The 17,382-nt window shown below is 59.9% G+C and carries 13 protein-coding genes; 2 read left to right on the forward strand and 11 right to left on the reverse strand.

Features of this window, described 5'->3' with window-relative positions; translation table 11 throughout:
* From ACQ858_RS22055 to ACQ858_RS22070, 4 genes are all read right to left on the reverse strand, one after another.
* Positions 1-957: an ATP-binding protein gene (locus ACQ858_RS22055; RefSeq protein ID WP_431274647.1), complete on the reverse strand. Its 957-nt coding sequence runs from the start codon at positions 955-957 to the stop codon at positions 1-3.
* Entirely contained in the window at positions 954-2,936 is a 1,983-nt protein-coding gene (locus ACQ858_RS22060; RefSeq protein ID WP_431274648.1) for a hypothetical protein, read from the reverse strand. The genes ACQ858_RS22055 and ACQ858_RS22060 overlap by 4 nt, the downstream gene beginning before the upstream one ends.
* On the reverse strand, positions 2,933-3,703 hold the full coding sequence (locus ACQ858_RS22065) for a TnsA endonuclease N-terminal domain-containing protein (RefSeq protein WP_431274649.1): 771 nt from the start codon (positions 3,701-3,703) through the stop codon (positions 2,933-2,935). Before ACQ858_RS22065 ends, ACQ858_RS22060 begins: the two co-directional genes overlap by 4 nt.
* A gap of 139 nt (positions 3,704-3,842) precedes the next feature.
* The gene (locus tag ACQ858_RS22070; protein ID WP_431274650.1) at positions 3,843-4,211 is read right to left on the reverse strand and encodes a hypothetical protein; all 369 of its coding nucleotides are present in this window, start codon (positions 4,209-4,211) and stop codon (positions 3,843-3,845) included.
* A 479-nt stretch (positions 4,212-4,690) separates the two neighbouring features.
* On the opposite strand from ACQ858_RS22070, the gene ACQ858_RS22075 reads away from it, so the two are divergent.
* Positions 4,691-5,362, forward strand: coding sequence for a hypothetical protein (locus ACQ858_RS22075; RefSeq protein ID WP_431274651.1), 672 nt, complete (start codon positions 4,691-4,693; stop codon positions 5,360-5,362).
* 354 nt (positions 5,363-5,716) lie between these two features.
* On the forward strand, positions 5,717-6,574 hold the full coding sequence (locus ACQ858_RS22080) for a hypothetical protein (protein WP_431274652.1): 858 nt from the start codon (positions 5,717-5,719) through the stop codon (positions 6,572-6,574).
* 442 nt (positions 6,575-7,016) lie between these two features.
* Here the strand turns inward: ACQ858_RS22080 and ACQ858_RS22085 are convergent.
* From ACQ858_RS22085 to avs1a, 7 genes are all read right to left on the reverse strand, one after another.
* Positions 7,017-7,779 (reverse strand): IS5 family transposase gene (locus tag ACQ858_RS22085; RefSeq protein WP_431274653.1). Its coding sequence is split into 2 segments (ribosomal slippage): positions 7,017-7,461 and positions 7,460-7,779, totalling 765 coding nucleotides; the frame shifts between segments, so codons are not numbered across the junction.
* 2 nt (positions 7,780-7,781) lie between these two features.
* Positions 7,782-8,450, reverse strand: coding sequence for a hypothetical protein (locus ACQ858_RS22090; protein ID WP_431274654.1), 669 nt, complete (start codon positions 8,448-8,450; stop codon positions 7,782-7,784).
* A gap of 187 nt (positions 8,451-8,637) precedes the next feature.
* Positions 8,638-8,889 carry an AVAST type 1 anti-phage system protein Avs1c gene (avs1c, locus tag ACQ858_RS22095; RefSeq protein ID WP_431274655.1) on the reverse strand — a complete coding sequence of 84 codons (252 nt, stop codon included), beginning with the start codon at positions 8,887-8,889 and terminating at the stop codon, positions 8,638-8,640.
* Positions 8,890-8,914: 25 nt separating this feature from the next.
* Complete coding sequence (locus tag ACQ858_RS22100) at positions 8,915-10,105, reverse strand: hypothetical protein (RefSeq protein WP_431274656.1); 1,191 nt, start codon at positions 10,103-10,105, stop codon at positions 8,915-8,917.
* Positions 10,106-10,325: 220 nt separating this feature from the next.
* Positions 10,326-11,607 (reverse strand): IS3 family transposase gene (locus tag ACQ858_RS22105; RefSeq protein ID WP_431273081.1). Its coding sequence is split into 2 segments (ribosomal slippage): positions 10,326-11,268 and positions 11,267-11,607, totalling 1,284 coding nucleotides; the frame shifts between segments, so codons are not numbered across the junction.
* Between the two features lie 60 nt (positions 11,608-11,667).
* Complete coding sequence (avs1b, locus tag ACQ858_RS22110; RefSeq protein WP_431274657.1) at positions 11,668-16,116, reverse strand: AVAST type 1 anti-phage system protease Avs1b; 4,449 nt, start codon at positions 16,114-16,116, stop codon at positions 11,668-11,670.
* Positions 16,109-17,275 (reverse strand): AVAST type 1 anti-phage system MBL fold metallo-hydrolase Avs1a, encoded by a 1,167-nt coding sequence (gene avs1a / locus ACQ858_RS22115; protein WP_431276924.1) that lies wholly within the window; start codon positions 17,273-17,275, stop codon positions 16,109-16,111. Before avs1a ends, avs1b begins: the two co-directional genes overlap by 8 nt.
* Between the last annotated feature and the right edge of the window lie 107 nt (positions 17,276-17,382).

A 17,382-nucleotide genomic window follows, 5' to 3' on the forward strand; every position in this document is an offset into this window, starting at 1 on the left:
TTAGCGTCGGCGGCGGGAAAGTTTCGCCTCTTCAAGGGTGTAGATGTGTGCCTGCTCCATTTCGACCAGAGTTACTTGGTCGCGCTCAAATGCAGGATGTTCGGGGTGACCGGATGCCTCGATAGCCTTCAGCGCCTTCACGCAATCCATCTTGGTAATCGGCTTGGCTGGCTCCTCCTCCAGGTCATACGCCAACTGCGACATGAACTTGCTGACTACGCCGACGAGGCCCCCTGAGAAGAGGAAGCATTGCGGGACCAAAATGTCCATGCTCATGTCAAATGGGCGCCCGGCATCCGCGAACATCTTGGCGAAAGTGATGACGCATTGACCGAACGCCTTGCGCTGCTCATCGTCAGTCGGGTCATACGGACGAAACTCTCGCGGCGCTTGAGCTCGCTTGCGCAACTGTTCATTGCTTGCAAATAGCTTCTCCAAGTGAGGCACCCCGAACATGATGACGGTGACTCCAACTCGGTCGAGGAGTTGTTTGAACCAATCGCCGGCGGCACGCGGTGGCATCTTCGTACCGACCTCCACGATGTGGCTCGCCTCTTCAAAGAGCACGACCTTGGTCCCTGCCTTCTCAAGCAGAGTCTTCATCTTTGCGAACAGGTCAACGCTGTTGCCGCGAGCTGTGGGAACGCCCAAGGCTTGGAGAACACTCTTGGGCATTTCCTTGGGACTTACGGGGCTGGGGACCTCGACTACGAGCACCGGAATCTGACGGATGCCATTCACCCTCAAGTCTGGGTAATGCCGTGCGAGATTGGTAATCAACATGCTCTTGCCAACTCGCGAGGGTCCAATCAACCTCAACAACGCTGGGGGATGGCTACCGGAGATGGCATCGTCGATACGGCGCTTGAGAACGTTGTAGTGGTCGGAAAATTCCGCGTGCGAAAGTTCACATGTCTCAATGATGTGGCGAAGACTTTGTGGTGCGTTTTTGGTCATAGTGCGCTTCCGGTCCTCCGGTCGACGACAGGCAGGACATTGAGTTGGTCAAAGGAGAACTCGGTCTTCGAAGAAGCCCCGGTTGTTGTCAGAGCTGGCGGCAATGGACGCGACAGCGCCTTCTCAACAGCTTGCGCGTGCTTGTGGTTCTCACGATTCTGTTTGGAGGACTTCGCGGCCGTACGCTTACCTGCAGGCTTGCCCTTGCCGGGAACCGATGCCGAAAACACATCCCTACGGAACTTCTCGACAATTGGCGCGCCCTGAAGTCGCGCGGCTTCAAGCGCGGCCTTTTCCATGGCCTTCGCTGCTTCAAAGGAGTGAGCTGGGGTACTTTCGCTGACATCAATATTGACCAGCTCAACCAGCTCATTCCCATGAACCACATGGACGGTGCGGAAGTCTTCTCGGTCGATGAGGACCGAAACTTCGTTTTCCCCGAAGTGCGCGATAAGCCGGTCGAGGTTGTTTCCGCGGAAATGAAATGTGTCAACAGTGATGCCTGTGGTTCGCGCGAGAGTGCGCGTTTCCATCTCGTACTTGACCCGCGTCCAATCATCTCGATTCGGCGGGAGCGGCACGACGCGACCAAGCTGCTCCATGCTTTGCAGTCGCGCGAGAGGCGTGATTCCAAGGTCCAAGCCATGGGCGATGTTGGAGCGAGCGAGACGCTTGAGCGGTTTGAGCGCCCATTCCTCAAAGTACCAACGCACAATCCAGCGTACAAGCTCATCGATGGGCATCGGCAGGTCACCAAGAGCGCCAGGGTCTCGCTTGCCGTCCTTGCCATCCATTCGCGTGCAACCTGGAAGTGTCTCAAGAGCTTCCTTCAGGCTCTTGTTTAGCCGCTCAATGTGCGGCTTGTGGTGCGGATGGTTGGATTTGCAGTACTGGACATCAATACCAAGACGAACCAGGCCGCCGACGCGTTCATTCTTTGCTTCAGGACCGTTATCAAGAACGAGGACGCTCGGCGTGCCATAGAGGTCGGCGACCACGTGGTGGATACCCAGTTCCGCAAAGATTTCCTTCTTGGAGTAGAGGATGCATTCGACGCAAGCGAGGCTTGTCGAAGATGTCGGCGCGCCAATCGACAGTGCCCATCCGACCGGAAGGCCCGTCCCTACGTCAATCGCATGCACCCAATAAAGGTCTCTAAGTTCGCCGGATGGCGTCTGTACCTGCCAAGGTAGATGCAGAGCATCCTGCTCGACCCGCAGCAAAAATCCGTCGACACGAATTCTGTTCTTGGCTACTGCCTTCGTGGACGCGCGCAGATGTGGAGGCAAGCGGGCAATGTCTGCATCAGAATTCAACTCGGTCAAGATGACCTTCCTGACGAATTTGGGACTGATGGAATCGCTTGGCAAGAGCATTTTCGCGTCGCGCGCTTGCTGGTTGCAATACTCGGTCAGGGACTTGATAGTCCAGCGAGATTCTTGTTGCTGATGCAGGGTTCGAGCGCTGTCAACAATCAGCCCGATGACTTCATCGCTGTAGCGCGGCGTCTGATTGCCTTTATTCGCGTTGCCGCAAAGGACTGGCCGACCCTCCCGTTGAGCCTTCATGCGCCGGTAGATGGTCGCTCGGGAAGGAATGCATTGGTTTGCACCATCGACGCCCTTGGCCGAAGCGTGCTTCTTCTGGACGGCCTGGTATGCCTGGTTGATGCTCAAGTCGAAGCGCTGGCTGAACTTGCGCACCTCACCGACTTCTTCTAGGGCCCTGCTAGTGGCTGCATCGAGCGCAGGGTCCCGCTGAGCAGCAAGAGAAACTCGCGGGCAGCCAGGGCGTCTGTGTGACAGTTCGCCAGCGTCGATTCGTTCACGTAGTTCGGAAACGCGTACGACCTTTTCCTCGTTGCTGGATAGGTCAAGTACGCGGACGCGGTGATGAGGGAGCCCGCTGTCGGTGACGACAAGGACGGGCTCGGTCGAGCCTGGCCCCATGAACTCATCGTTTGTCTTCAGGAAGGTCATTGGGCCAGTCCTCCAAGGACGCTGAGGTGGCTGAGGTCTCCGTACGCGGCTTGTGCAGGGGTCTTGCTGTTCAGCTCATGTTTGAGAACGTCTGCTTTCAGAGCCCCGAAGACGATGAGAACCGGGGCCGTCCGCATGTCGACGCCGATGCCGGAGCAGAACTCTCCCAAAGTACATGCGCCACCGTCGGCTAACACCTCAAGCTTCTCCAGGACGGCCGCAGTCGGACGAAGGTCCAGTCGCTTGGCCGCTTGGTGCAGCAGCGGTGCATTGGTTTTCAGCGGGTGGCACCAGAGCGACGGAACGACCAGTCGAGCGAAGTCGATGCGATGACACGCCAGCACTTCGCTAGCGCGAAAAAGCTTCTCTTGGTAAGCCGCATCGCCGTTCCAATCTTCAGTCTTGACTTCGATGGCTATCGATGCCCCCGAACACAGCTGAACGAGGAAGTCTGGGGTGTAGAAGACGGAGCGCTCGCCGCGTACTCGGTCTCGCTGCCGTGCTTGTGCTTTCTCCTCGGACGTTAGCAGCAAGGTACCCTGCAGCAGGTCGACGGTCAGCGGCTGAGATTGGAAGGTGCGGACAGTGGGGTCGAGGCCAAGGAGTTGGGATATCAGGCGCTCGGAGGGGCTCTCAACAGCGATTGCCCCTATGGACTTCTGGGCGTCGGTAAGAAACACCGACCGGCCGAAGGTCGGGGCAGTCTTGCGGATGCCAATGTCGAGCCTTTTCAGGCCCGGGCGGGGGCTGTAGCGGCGAGTAGCCATAAGTTTTCCTCTATGTCTTCGATTGATGAACTCGGTGCGTATAGAGAAGCGCGCGTGACCTAAAGCGCCCCTAAAACTCTTTAGTACGCCCGGCCGAGTTACCTACGAACAAGATTGGGAGGTGGCTGCCGTTTGACTATCACGGCTTCGTCCTTCGGCCGACGGGCGTCTCGCGTTTCGCCTGCTCAGCGAACTCGAAGGTGACGTCGCGGACTTCCTGGACGGGGTGAATGCGGCAGAAGGCACTCCACACGTAGTCGGCGTTCATGCTCCAGCCAGGCCGGCCGACCAACTCGTAGACCCTTCCGCTGCGCGTCGTGCCTCGGTGGCGCGCCGCATCGAACGTTTGAATACCCGACGAAACACGGCCGGAGCCCTCAGCCGCACAGGTTCCCGCGAAGTGCCTGGATACTGAATCGCCGTAGACGCCGCGTAGCCCGTAGACGCGCCAGTCCACCAATTCGACCTCTGGCTCTTCGACGACCGGTCCAATGCTCCAAATTGCCATCTCAGTTCCCTCTTGTTCGGGCAAAGCTGCGCCCACAGCGCATCTCGTGCGCCAAGAAAAAGATTGATGGCCGTCGGCAGGGAACCGACAGCAACGTGGGCTCGAGCGGTCTAGCCGCGAGCAGGACGGGAGTTCAGCGTGGCACCACCTCCTGACCAAAAAACATGTTCTGCCAAAGCGGCAAGGAGCGCGATTCTTTGGTCTCAAGAACCGAAAGACATCAGTAGTTTCCCGAGATGTATACATCTCGTTAGAGCTCGACATGAACGGCGGCTTCGCCCAGCGGACGCACGGATGAGGTCGGGTGAGAAGGAGTCGCTCGCCGCCGGACGAGTAGTTGTTGCTAGAGCTAGCGCTGTTCTAAAGCGCTGCAAGTGCGACAGGGATAGCGCCTAAAACGCAAGAGGAAACGTCCCGGTTCCTACACGAGTAGTCGAGCGCCGCCCGTGAGTGCTCGGCCTCACAAGGACCTGAATCGTATGACCCTGACCCGCCTCTTCAATGTACCCAACTCTCTGCCGTGCCTGCCTTTCGGTCGGGTGAAGCAAGCAAAGCAATATCGCAAGCACTCAACGCAAGCGGCTCGTCTCGGCACGCTCCCTGTGCTGGAAGGCTACTTCCAGCCTGGCACGATGAAGCCCGAACCGAATCTGCCTATCAGCCTGTCGTGGGGCACAGTCGATTTGGCAGAGACACCTTTGCCGATGCTTTCGTTTATGCTTCAAATTGGCGCCGATGTCATGTACTGGCTCGCGAACCCACTGGACCCCGAAGTGTGGGCGATGATTGACGCGTGGGCCGCAGCTGGCTCGATGGCCTTCGCAGCCAATTTTCCCAACAGTGTTCTCTTTGCGTCCGCCGGTTTCGAACTTCAGCCTGACGCTCGAGAACTGCGCACACAAGCATTGGCTGCAATGAAGATGCCCTCACGGAAAGGTTTCGCCGAAACTGCCCTCGGTCTCTTCCTATCCGGTCGCATTGAACGCGGAACGGCTTCGCATATTGCGAGCGTTCCTAGCGTTAGACACGTCCAGGCGTGCACGGTCCAGACCCTCGCGACCGGTGCGGTGCTGGTTCCGCACCAGGGCATGGTGACTTCTGCGTGCGGGTGTTTGTACCTGCGGCCCCTGCTGGACAGCCAGGTGTTTTGACTCTCTCCGAAAGTGGGGGCCATCCATTGACGGCCCCCGTCGATGAATAAATCGCTCCGCTAGACGGGTCAACTCAACGCGCTAGCGTGAGCTGCACTTCGGCGGCGAATTCGACTTTCCCGAGTGCCAACAACCACCGGTACATGACCCAACTCTTGACACTCGACGACCTCTGCGCCGCACTCGGCCGCAGTCCTCGGTCTATCAGGCGAGACGTTCGCAGAAACCCCGACCAGGTCCCCACGCCCCTCACGCTGCCCAGGACCCGAATTCTTCGCTGGCGGCACAGAGATGTGACCAGATGGCTTGAGCAGCCTGCAATCGCCGCGTTCCCAATGAAAGAGGAGCTGAACAATGGCTCGCGATAGGCACCTCGGCTACAGCGAGGCGCAGCACATCCGAATCGAAGAAGAGATAGAGGCTTTTCGAAAGTACCACCCTGCGCGTCCAGGTATTGGTCAGCTTGTTCCGCACCTGCTACGTTCGGGTGTCTTCGGCGTGGGATTTCCAAAGGGGCAAATCGACGCGGTTTTTGACATCCACCGTCCCGACAGCGTCGACGAGCCAGTGGAGGGGCAGTTCATCGCATACAAAGGGCCGAAGCTTGGCCAGTTTCACAAGCGAGTCCTACTGGGGCTCCTGCTCCTTGCTGCTGGGCTGAAGGGGGACGCCTCGTTGGAGTTCTCGGCAAAGGACTTTCTCGGTCTCATCGGACGTGATGTGTGCACTGCGAATGTTGGCGCGCTTCGAAGCGCGCTCATAGACCTGCGGGCTGCCACCTTCACCATCACTAAGTTTCAGGGTGACCGGGGAGTGGTCTTCGGTCTCATCACCGAAGCCAGTTGGGCAAAGCGGAACTTCGCAGTGGAGATGAGCGCCAAACTCGCGTATGCCCTTGAAGCCCTGGGACGGACTTGGATTCCGATGCGCGCAAGAAATCGGCTCGCTGACGGGCTTCAAACTGCGCTCGCGGACCTCATCTGGTCGACGAAGGTGTCGATGATTGAAATCGCGGCCCTTGCCAAACTCTGGAATCGAGAGCCGGTCCAGCTCGGGCGCGAAATCACAGAGGTGTTGCGCAAGCTCAAGGCTGCCGGCATTCTCGAGTCCTACCAGCGCAGGCGCGGCCGATTCGAATTTGTGAAGTCTTCGCAGGTGTTCTACGAGGACAGCATACGGAAAGTGAAATCGCCCCCGCAAATCTCGGATTGAGTGGGTGGTTTCACTCGGTTTGCCTGGATTGGGATGTTGTTCGGGGCTTAAAAAGTGAATGCTCCCACGTTCATCCGCCACAAACCCAATGCTGGCGCGGCCTCGAAGACATCATAGGACCTCGCCGCGCATGCGCGGCTCGGACGAGGCGCATACCGCCAACGCGGCATGCGCGGAGTTGCCATGGCCTGCGGCCCAGAACTACTGCCGCCTGGACAGCTTCGGCTGCTCACACGAATCGCTGTGCGTGGGCCCTCTCACCTTCCCAAGCTGCGCGTACGCGCCGACCGGTATCGCTTCACGTCGACTGCCGTCGCGCGGCTCTCACCGCCCGCATGTCGGCCAGGGTGTTTTCTACTGACGAGTGCTTGCGCTCTATGCTGTTGGTATAGATGTAGCTGTGGTCGTCCCAGAACCAAATCACCGCTCGAACTAGGGCGTGTTAACACAAACGGAGGCCATCGGCGACCAGGACGAAGCTGATGAAACCGAGGAACATCAGGTCGAGCTTGTCGAAGCGCGAGAAGATTCGGCGGTAGCCCTTGAGGCGGCGGAACAACCGCTCGACCTCGTTGCGGCGCCTGTACATCGCTCGGTCGTACTCCCAGGGCTCAACGCGGGTCTTCAGAGGCGGCACGACAGGAATGAACCCCAGGTCGAGCGCGAGTTGGCGCGTTTCGTTGCCCTCATAGGCGCGATCCATGAGCAGGTGCAGCGGCCGACCAGGAGCACCAAGCCGGCTCAGGAGTGCCCGACCTTCAGGTGCATCGTGCGCTTGACCCGGCGACAGCGAGAACGTTATGGCCGTTCGAGCATCCGCGGCAACCATATGAATCTTGGTGTTCCATCCGCCTCGGGACTTGCCGATGGCCTGTGGGCCGTTTTTTTAACGCCCCAGTGCCGTCCGGATGCACCTTGATGCTCGTGGAATCCAGCGAGACAGCCTCGATCCTGATGCGAACCACCTGCGCCCTCTGAAGCTCCTCGAACATTCGATCGAGCACGCCGGCCTTGGCCCAGCGGTTCATGCGCGTATAGATCGTGTGCCAGTTGCCAAAGCGCTTGGGCAGCCCTCGCCACTTGCAGCCATGCTCGGCCACGTACAGGATGGCGTTGACGACCTGAAGGTTCGTCAGGCTCACATTGCCTCGCTGCGTCGGCAGACAGTGCTCAATCCAGGCAAATTGCTCGGGCGTGATTTCCATGCCTAGAGTATCGGCGAGTGGGCATGGTCGGCACCATTAGTGTTAACACGCCCTAGCCGAGGGAGCAACCGCCTCGGGATAACGATGGCAGAGAAACCTGGATGATTTCCGACTTCTACCGTGGGTCCCGGGAACAGGTCGACCATCTCTGGGGGCCAGTTCGGCCATAGCTCTGGATGCCGGTCGTGCAGTCGCGTTGCGGAGATTCCGTCGCCGTGCCGGCACGCGTTTCCAAGCAACTGGAGCAAATCCAAATCCGCAAAGCTGTCGAAGGCGGTCATTGGGATGCCGCGAAGCTCTTCGAACGCCTTGCAGAGTTTGGGCCAGGACGCGGCTTTCAGGCCGTCGGTGTAGCTGGCTGGTCGACGAATCTCACGTGCACAAGACACGACGTAGTCGCGAAAATGCCGTTCCCATATCGACTGAACCGACAGGACGAACGCCTCGATAGTTGACGTTCGCAGCTTATCCAGGTCAGCGAGTTCAAACGCGGCCAGAACCTCAGTACTACGCTTCAATTCTTCGTGGCGCGCGTCGATTCCATCGAGCACTGGAAGGACCACATCATCCAGGTAGTGCCGAATAGTGGAGGCGTGAACTCCGAGGTAAACGTCGGCGTTGAGATTTCTCCACGTGAAGGACTCGATGTCAGGCTTGCTGGCTGGGACCATGCTGAAGTATCGAGCAGCTGTCGCAATACGCTGTGCGGGTTGAAGACACGGAATACGTGGCATAGCCAATAGCTGCTGCCCCGGAGTTGAGGCTCCATCTCCGACCTGAAGTTCGACTCCGAAAATGCTTGCTCGCGGCAGCGGTCAAGCTCCAAGAGCGTCGACGCGAACCCAAACCTCGCACTATTCAACGTCCCTCGTCGTCCGACAACATCTTCCCGAATTCTGAGTTGCGCATCTGGTAGCTCGTGTTCGCGTTCAACCGCGCCATCTCGTCGATGCTGAGAAGGTCTATTCGTCGGTTCGGCAAGTAGCGCACATTGAGCAGGCTGTCAGGCCCCCGCAGCCCCTTCGCGAAATGCATCATTCCGTTCTTCACCTGCTCACGCGCAAAGTTCATCCGCTCCTCGAACTCGGCCCTCGTGGAGGGCGTTTGCATCAGCGAAAACATTGCCTGGTACCCCCTAGAACTTACTCAGAACCACTCGAACATGGCCGTTGACTCTCAGAATCCATTGCATCTGCCAGCCGTCGGGCAGTGCAAGGGCGTCGCGCTCAATCGCAAGTAACGCGGCCTCATGACGACGGCTGGAAGCCAGATTTGTCACCGTACTTCCGTGCCTCCAATGGTACCGAACGGTGTTTGACGGCTGTGCCCCCACGAGCTGCAGGAAGCGAGGAGCTGCAATTGCCGGGCTTATGCAGCCCAAGTACGCGATAGCAGGCAGAGCTCTGCCACATACGGCGATAGGTTCCTCGGGCCCTGGGCGAGGAAGCTCGGTGGCCTTGAAGCTTGGCGGTGTCGGCCGCACACGCTGCTGCTGCCCAGGCGGGATGAGGTGCGCTGTCAGCTCCACGTGAGCGACACGTCCCTGCAACTCCATGAAGCACACAAGGTCAAGAAACACCAGATTCCGATGAGCCGGCGCAAAGCTGCGCTCCTTGCCGTTCTCCAAGGATGCGATGAGACCTGCCAGTAGGTCGTTCCCGTTCTCGGGTTCTACAAGGCTTTCCGGGTTGTATGTCCGGAGTACCGCTTCAGCCTTCTTGAGCAAGCTGGCGGGCATGGGCTGGATGAGCGCGGCGTTCAGCGCGAACCGCACGGTCGACGCCCAGCGGCCGATTGAGAAATCCGCGTTCTCTCGGCCACCCTCGGCGACCAGCGCCTCCAACTCTCGTCCCATGTTGATGCCCAGTGGTGAACAGCAGTCGGCCATCTGCGAGGCGAACGCCTGGAGCGCGCCGTCCGTCAAGAGGCCGAGTTCGGACAACTCGTACCAAACGCCCTGCAGCGACGGCGGCACATATTCAGGCGGCCTCAGGTCCCGGGCGGAAGCGGGCATGCCGCTGCTGGCGCTGAACCGGTCAAGTAGCGTCCTTGCGGCGGCCTCTGCGGATTGAATGCTTCGCTTGCCCGCGCGCTCAGCTATTCGCATGAACGTCACGAGTCTGCTCAGATGTCGGCACTGCTCGGCGATTTGAGCAACATCCACGTGCGACTCGATGTGGCGCCAGAGAGTGGCCGAATTTTCGCGTGAGAGGATGTCCAGTATTGCCGCGGCGATGTCTGCGCGATTTCTCCTGTCCATCGAGAAGGCCAAAGTGGCGAGATTTGGGAGCCAAGCTCCATCCGAGCGGGCGAGCCACAAAAGCATGGACGCAGCGGCGTCACGCCGAGCCCAATTCGGGTGGTCGAGCGTCCAAAGCAGAAGCTCCAGGAGAGACTCAGACGCACTGCCGTGCGGGGAAGTCCCAATGTAGGCAAAGGGTGCCGGCACGCCCTCGCCCACAATCTGCCTTACGTGGTCAATCGAAACCTCCAGGAGCGATGCGCCCTCCTCCGCATGATGTTGCCCCTGTATTCCCGGCCCCGTCCTATTCGCAATAAAGCGCCTGGTCTGTTGATGGCACCTGGCGCGCGCGTGCGGCCTGTTGCCGCCTGAACTCCCGAGGCGAGCGCATTTTCAGCGATGAGTGCGGATGCACCTCGTTGAAGTGCTCGAAGGCGGCCGGCAACTGCGACAACACGGTCTGTGCGTCACGCAGGTCCATGCGCGCCACGTAGTCGCGTTTGAAGGTGTTGACGAAGCTCTCGGCCATGCCATTGCTCTGCGGGCTGCACACCGGTGTGTTGATAGGCGTCAGGCCCAGCGAACGTGCCAGCGCCCGCGTGTCCGCCGCGATGTAGGCCCCGCCGTTGTCGCTCAGGAACTCCAGCCGATGCCCCGCCGGGAGCGCCTCCACCGCCCCGAAGCGCCGCTCCACCGCTTCGATAAGCATCTCGCGCACCGGTTCGCCCGGCAGTCCCTTACCTTCCCAGGCCCGCCATGCCATCACCTCCCGGTCGCAGCAGTCTTTGGCGAAGGTGGCCGTCACCGTCTGGCCCGAGTCGCATTTGATTTCCAGGCCATCGGAGCACCAGCGCAGGTCGCTGCGCGCCACAGCCACGCGGCCTTCGTGCGTGCGGGCCGACTGGCGTCGTCGCGGCGCCTTGGGCAATAGCAGCCCGGCCTGCGCCATCACACGATAGACGCGCTTGGCATTGACCCGAGCATCGCCCCTGGCCACGCGCTGGCGGTTCACCAGGGCGCAGGCACGCCGGTAGCCATAGCTCGGCAACTCGGCAATCTCCTGCCGCAACTCGGCCAACAAGCCGGCATCGTCGCTGGGCGTGCGATGCGCGCGCCCGTCCTTCCAGTCCTCGTCGCGTCCCAGCAGGTCGCGCATATGCGAGCGCGCCAACCCCATCGTCCGGCAGACCGTCTTCACTGGTCTTCCCCGGGCAACAAGGGCGAGCGCGCAATCCACTTTTTTCCGCGGCGTACTCCACGGCTTCCTTGAGGATTTCGTTCTCCAAGGTCTTCTTACCCAGCACGCGCTGCAGCTTGGCGATTTCCGCACGGGCGGCTGCGAGTTCGGATGCCGGCACCACCGCTTCGCCTGCAGAGACGGCCGTCAATGCCCCTTGCCGCTCGAGCTTGCGCCACTGGAACAGCAGGCTGGCAGCCACGCCTTCCTGTCGGGCCACGAGGGAAACACTCATGCCCGGCTCGTAGGTGCGCCGCACGAGCGCTGCTTTCTCCGGGAGGGACCAGCGCCTGCGGCGCTGGTCTTTCAAAATCACCTCTACCGACTCCGTATGCCTAGTCGTATTCATAGTCCTATTCCTATCTGAAAGATAAGCGATAGGACGGGACCGGAGAATCAGGGGGCTATCTCACGCAGTGACTTTCTCTCCCACAAGGGATATGAGGTGAGAGGCAATTCTCCAACGTTGGGTGTGGCGCTCGTCTAGGGCCAGTGGTCCGTAAAGTCTGGCGAGTTCGTCTGCGCTCTGGACTTGAGCACTAATGAGTTCGTCGGCAAACCTCGCCGAGTGGTTGTCCGCCCAGATGGACCATCCCGCTGTCTGCAGTGTCTTCAGGGCGTGAAGGCTCTCTTGGACCGCTGCGGCGAAATTCCGCTTTGTCAGCTGGTCGCGCGCCGCCTCGAGGTGCGCGTTGGCGGGTTGCACGGCTGAGCGCTTACCGAACGTTCCAGGCAAGACGAAGCGGTCGTCGTCATCATCCGCTTGGGCATCGTTGCCGGTGCGACTCTTCGTGGCGGCTTTGCGGTGCTGTTTTTCATCTTCTTCGTGGGGCAGACCGAAGCTGGATGTGAGTTGCTGGACCTGTTGGGGTTCCAGCTTGGACCTTGCTGCCTCAATGTAAGGCTCGAATGGGGAGCGGGATTCAGGCGCAAGACTTGAGACAAGGCTCCTTAGCAGCAGCCAGGCTCGCTCGTCGTTCAACGAAGCCACAATCGAACGTACCCTGGCGCTCGCCAGCGCGAGGTCGTCTGGTCTGTCTACCAGTTCCGAGATAATTCCGGCGTATTGGCGGCCCCAGTCCCTGAGGTGCCTCTCGTCCCCGTGCTGGTATACCTCCAAGAGCGCCCACCGCAGCTGCCAGCTTGCTTGCGCCCCGACCTTGCGCAGAATTGCAAGCAAGGCCGCCTGTTCCTCCAGCGCGGCCCCAGGAAAGCGCATGCCGACGAGCGTCGACACCCGGTCGAGATTTCCGCTAGTCGCCTGCGCGAACAGTTCGTTGAGGGTGCCGCAGCTTTGGTGCTGAAAGTACCTGATGGCATCTGAGAAAAGGGAGCGACGGCAAAGCTCCCCGATGTAGTTGCCCTTGTCAGCACGTACATAGCGCTGGAAAGTCATCTCGCCCGTGGCGCGCTCCAGAAGGGCGGCAATCTGGGCGAGCGAAGTTCCTGCGACCGGTGAAGCGGCTGGCAGCGCCTCCAAGGTGCTTGTCATCATGGACAGCTGGTCCTCCTTGTACCAGCTGGGTCCCATCGAGAACGAGAGCACCATGCGGTAGGTCCTCAGCGCTTCTTCGTCCGCATGTAGCCGTGCGAGCAAGGGGACAATCTGCAGGAGCTCCGGAATGAGCTCGAACCTGTTCTCAACGTTCGTGGCGGCGTAGTCCCTCCAGCGCATCACGAGCGTAAAGATTTTGCCGGCGGACGGAGTGCCGGACATACGTTCGATGAAAAGACGCAGCACCTGCGCAAGCGTCTTGCGAAAGCCCTCGTTGTAGAGGCCAAGCTGGATGTCGAATCCGCGCTCCAATGCATCAAGAAGAACAACTGCCTTAGCTGAAAAGCAGTCAAGCAGCAGCTTTGCCAGCCGCTCGTAAAGCCGCGGCACTACAGCCTCGGGCAAGAGGTAACTCGAGTCCCAGTGGATGCGCGTTTCGAAGGTGAATGCCAACGAAGGCAGAAGGTCTTCAGCCACGCATGACCACACCACATCCAAGGCAGGCTGGTCGCCTGTAGCGAAGGCCCTGCGGGCCTTGCCATCGCACCATGCAAGCGCTTGGGCGAGGACCTGTAGGTCCTGCTCCCAATCATCGACCGTCGGAGTCCGCACCGAAGGCGTGGTGTAGCCATCATCGAGGAACGCGGAAGCCCGCAGTTGCCGAATCGCATCGTCGAACCCGGACTCGTCCGGGTCGGACCGGTTCTTCTTGTAGAACGTTAGTGTCCCGTTACCCAGGTCAACTCCTGCGGAGTACGTCTTTACGAGGCTTGGAGTAGCACCTGCTTCAATCAAGGCATCGGTGAAGAAGATGCGCCGGTCGTCTGTCTCCAGGGGTGCGTCGATGACTCTGGCAATGTCTTCGAGCAGGAGCGCAACCATGTTCTGGTTGAGCGCGATGCCGTAGAGTTCCGAGTACATCTGGGCATGCGCCAGCGTCTGCAGGAAGATGAGCAGTAGGTGGCTCAAGTCCACGTCCATCGACAGCTTAAGTTCCGAGAACGGTCGGTACTCGGCCTTCAAGCACAGTTGGGCGCCCGCCATTTCACCTGAGAGCTCGCGAACGATTTCAGCCCCTTCCTCTGGTGAGAACTGGCTGTCGGGGCCGCGCAAGACGCCTTGGATGATGGCTCGCAAGAACCTGGTGAATGGCGGGTCGTCGCCTGCGGCCCTCGTGAGCGAAAAGGCGTGAATTCGAAGTTTTGTCGCGGTGAGGAACTCTTGACGGCTAACGCCGTCACCGGAGCGCATCTTGTCAAAGACGACATTGATTTCGCGTTGAACAAGTTCCAAGACATCTAGTGCGAGCTCTGTGCTGCCCCGCTGCGTCAGGGCACATGCCACGGAGAACGCTTCGTCGGCTGAGACGACCAGGCGCCCATTGCGTACGACGTGTCGAAGTGCGCTTTCCGTCTTTCCGAGCGCGACAAGTGCGCTGGCCACTAGCTCAGCGGACTGAACGAAAAGTACGTCGTACCGGAAGGTCAGTCGCTGCGAGAGCAACAGAAGACGGATGATGTCGAGGGCCGTGCCGACTCTGGTTGCTGCTGCTAGCGTCTCGTCGATGTCCGAGAGCAGGACATCTGGCTCCGCCCCTCGCAGCACCGAGTCGTCAACCCATGCCTGCTGGCAGTGCGCAATAGCCTGCAGTTGTTGCTGGTCGCCGCCTCGCAGCGCGTGGTAGACCTTATTGAGAACACCGTAGTCACCGCTCTGGCTGGCGGTGCAAAAGCCGACCAGGCGGATGTGCACCCATTCGCCGATGAGTGCAGTCTTGTAAACGGCAAATTGCGAGAACGAAGGGTGGTAAATCGCCGTGTTCTCAGGGCTGGCGAGAAGATGCCGAACCCGCAGCAGGGTTGATGGCAAGACCGCCAGTTCGGCAGGGCTGAGCATGCACGTCAAGGTGGCGACGGGAATGCCCCCACGCAGGCGGGCGATGATGCCTAGTAGGTTGACAATGTCGCTGTCGAGAGCGAGCTTGGACCAAATCGTCTCGTAGTAGTCCTCGATGGCGCCACTGAACACCGGCAGTTCAGCGATGTCGACCTCGGAGGCGCCGCTGTTGACCAAGTCGGCTAGGTAGCGCAGGTAGAGTGGGTGGCCCTTTGCGCGGTCACAGAGGGCCGCCACGATTTGCGTCGTCACCTTGTCGTCGTCCAGAAATCCGGTGCAGACCCCGTACTGGACGTCCCGCTCTAGAGTGGGAAGCGTCAAGCGCTCAGCGCCGTGCAGAATGGGCCCAAGGCTTGCGGCAAGGGAGTCCAGCCCAACGCCCGTGATGACAATCACCAGGCCATCAGGAACGCGCTGCGGCAACAGTCCAACAAATCGCCTTAGGGTTTCGTCGCCCGCGAAGGCCGCTTCGTTGATGCCGTCGATAAAGAGTACGCCAGTCTTGCCGGCCTTTTTGCTGCGCGCGGCCAGCGACTTGAGCACTTCGCCTGTCCGCTCAATTAGCTGGCCATACGTGAGGTCCATCAGCCTGGCTGGTCTGCCGGTCGCCCGCGTGGAGAGAAGCGAGTTTGCCCAGTCGAAGAAGACCTCTGGTTGGACCTGTTGGGCCGGCGTCGCCCCGCTGGCGCGGTCAGTGAAGTGGTACACGCCAAGGTTTTCCAGCGCTGGCGACTGGGGGCTGAACATTGAGCAGTACGTCGACTTGCCCACTCCGTGTGAGCCCTCTAAAAAGAGGTAGCCGGCGCCCTTCTTTTCGATGCTCGATTCGAAGAGTTCATCGAACGCGGGCCGCGTACCAAAATCTTGTGCGGCGTTGCCGCTCAAAGGCTCCTGTGGCAGGAGGGCGTTAGCCTCCAGAAATGCCTTGAGCTTCTCGAAACTCACAGCACCTAGCGCACTGTCGATGTTGAGCCGCAACAGTCCTTTGCAGACTGACCCCACCATCAATGCCGAACCAGAAAGGCCTTTGTAGTTCGACAGGTGCGTCCCTGGCTCAACTGAGAGGTCCAGGTCCATGCGGTGCACCCGCTCGGCGAGCACTTGCTGAATCTCACCTCTAACGACGTGACCGAGCTGCATCTTCGCCACTGGGTAGCCGAACGCATTCCACTTCTCGCCTGGCCGGAGGCCTTCAGCGTCGATGCGTATGGGTTCAAACGGGAGAGGGGCAAGTAACTGCAGCAGACAGACATCCAGGTCCTCGTCGCATGGACCAGCCGCCGCGGTGTGCTCGATTGCGGCTGTGCCCGTGCCGAATCGAACCACGACTGGCTCGCCCGCAGTCACTGCTGCCTCGACGCAGTGATATGCCGTGAGTACGAGGTTCGCAGAGATGAGCCATCCAGTGCCCACTTCGTCTTTGCCGACCACTTGACAGGTCGCCCGCTTGATTTCTTCTTCAGTCAATTTGAACTCCTCCCACCTGAATCCATTTGTTATCAACTACACGCACAGTGAAGGCTGTTCCAGACCTCGAGGCATGCGCTCTCAATCGCTCAGTCGCGGCCGTTTCATAGTTGAAGAACAACTGCCGTTCGAACGGCGCCGGCCGGTCCACGATTTCCGCCAGGACCTCGAAGTCCGGATGCCCGTGGCGGCTTCCATCGCTTGAGATGAGAAAGCAAGGGGAATCTGCGACTGAGAGCAACTCCACGCTCGTGTTTCGGAGGCTACCGTGGTGCGAGACCTTGATGGCGTCGAAGACGAGTGGGGCAGCTTCTGGCTGCATGGCCTTGAGCTTGGCAACAGTGTCCTCTGCCCAGGCATCTCCCAGGAAGAGAAGCCGAGTAGGCCCCGCGGAGATGATGAAAGCGATGGAACTGCCGTTCGAGATGGACGTGTCCGGCGTGTAGACGTCTGCCAAACGCAGATTGGCGCTTGCCGCAATGGGCACTGCCGTCGGAACAGTCGGCGGCGGCGCACTAGCGCACCACATCTCATACGCATCGTCGAGGAGGTCACTGGCATCCAATGAACCGCTGTAGCCCAGTTTTCGGACCTCGCGCAGCCACAAGTCCCTCAACGCCTCAAGGCGCTCGGGCTTCGGTCCGATGACTTGGAGGCCCACGTTGCCTCCGACGGACAGTGGGGCTGTGCCATCGCTAATGCAGTTCGTCCCGTCCCCCGAGTTCCAGCTGTAGGCGTACTGCCGAAGGAGCTTGCCAAGCGAGCTTCCTTGTCGAGCGCTGATGGGATTGGCCGAAGCGACCGCAGCGTCCTGGTACCCACGTCGGCGGATGGCTTCAAGAAGCATCCGGTCGTTAACGTTCCCTGGCCTCGAGGTCGAGGTAGGCAGCGAACGTAGGCTGTTGTGCCAGACCGCGCCAACCTCTATGCCACGTCTTTCCGATGGGCCGTTGAGAGAGAAAAACTCAAGTAGGCCTCCAATGTGGTCGCCGTCAATGTGTGTGCAGATGACCAGATTGAGCCGCCCGCCGTGAGCCGCCAGCAGTGCCAAATCTGTCGCGATGTAGTCCTGATAGGTACTCGCAAAGCCACCGTCCACGAGGATATGCGGGCCGCCAGCGTCAACAAGAAACGCATCACCGTTCCTCGCGGGGTACATCTTCACTCTAGTCATAAGTTGCTGCAGCAGTCGCGAATCTCAGGTTCCGTCATAGAGGTGCCAAGTATCGGCGCGTCTATGAACGTTCTCTGTAGCCCGGTTTGACG

Source organism: Variovorax ureilyticus (assembly GCF_050632185.1).
In the GTDB taxonomy this organism is placed as follows: Bacteria; Pseudomonadota; Gammaproteobacteria; order Burkholderiales; family Burkholderiaceae_C; genus Variovorax; species Variovorax ureilyticus_A.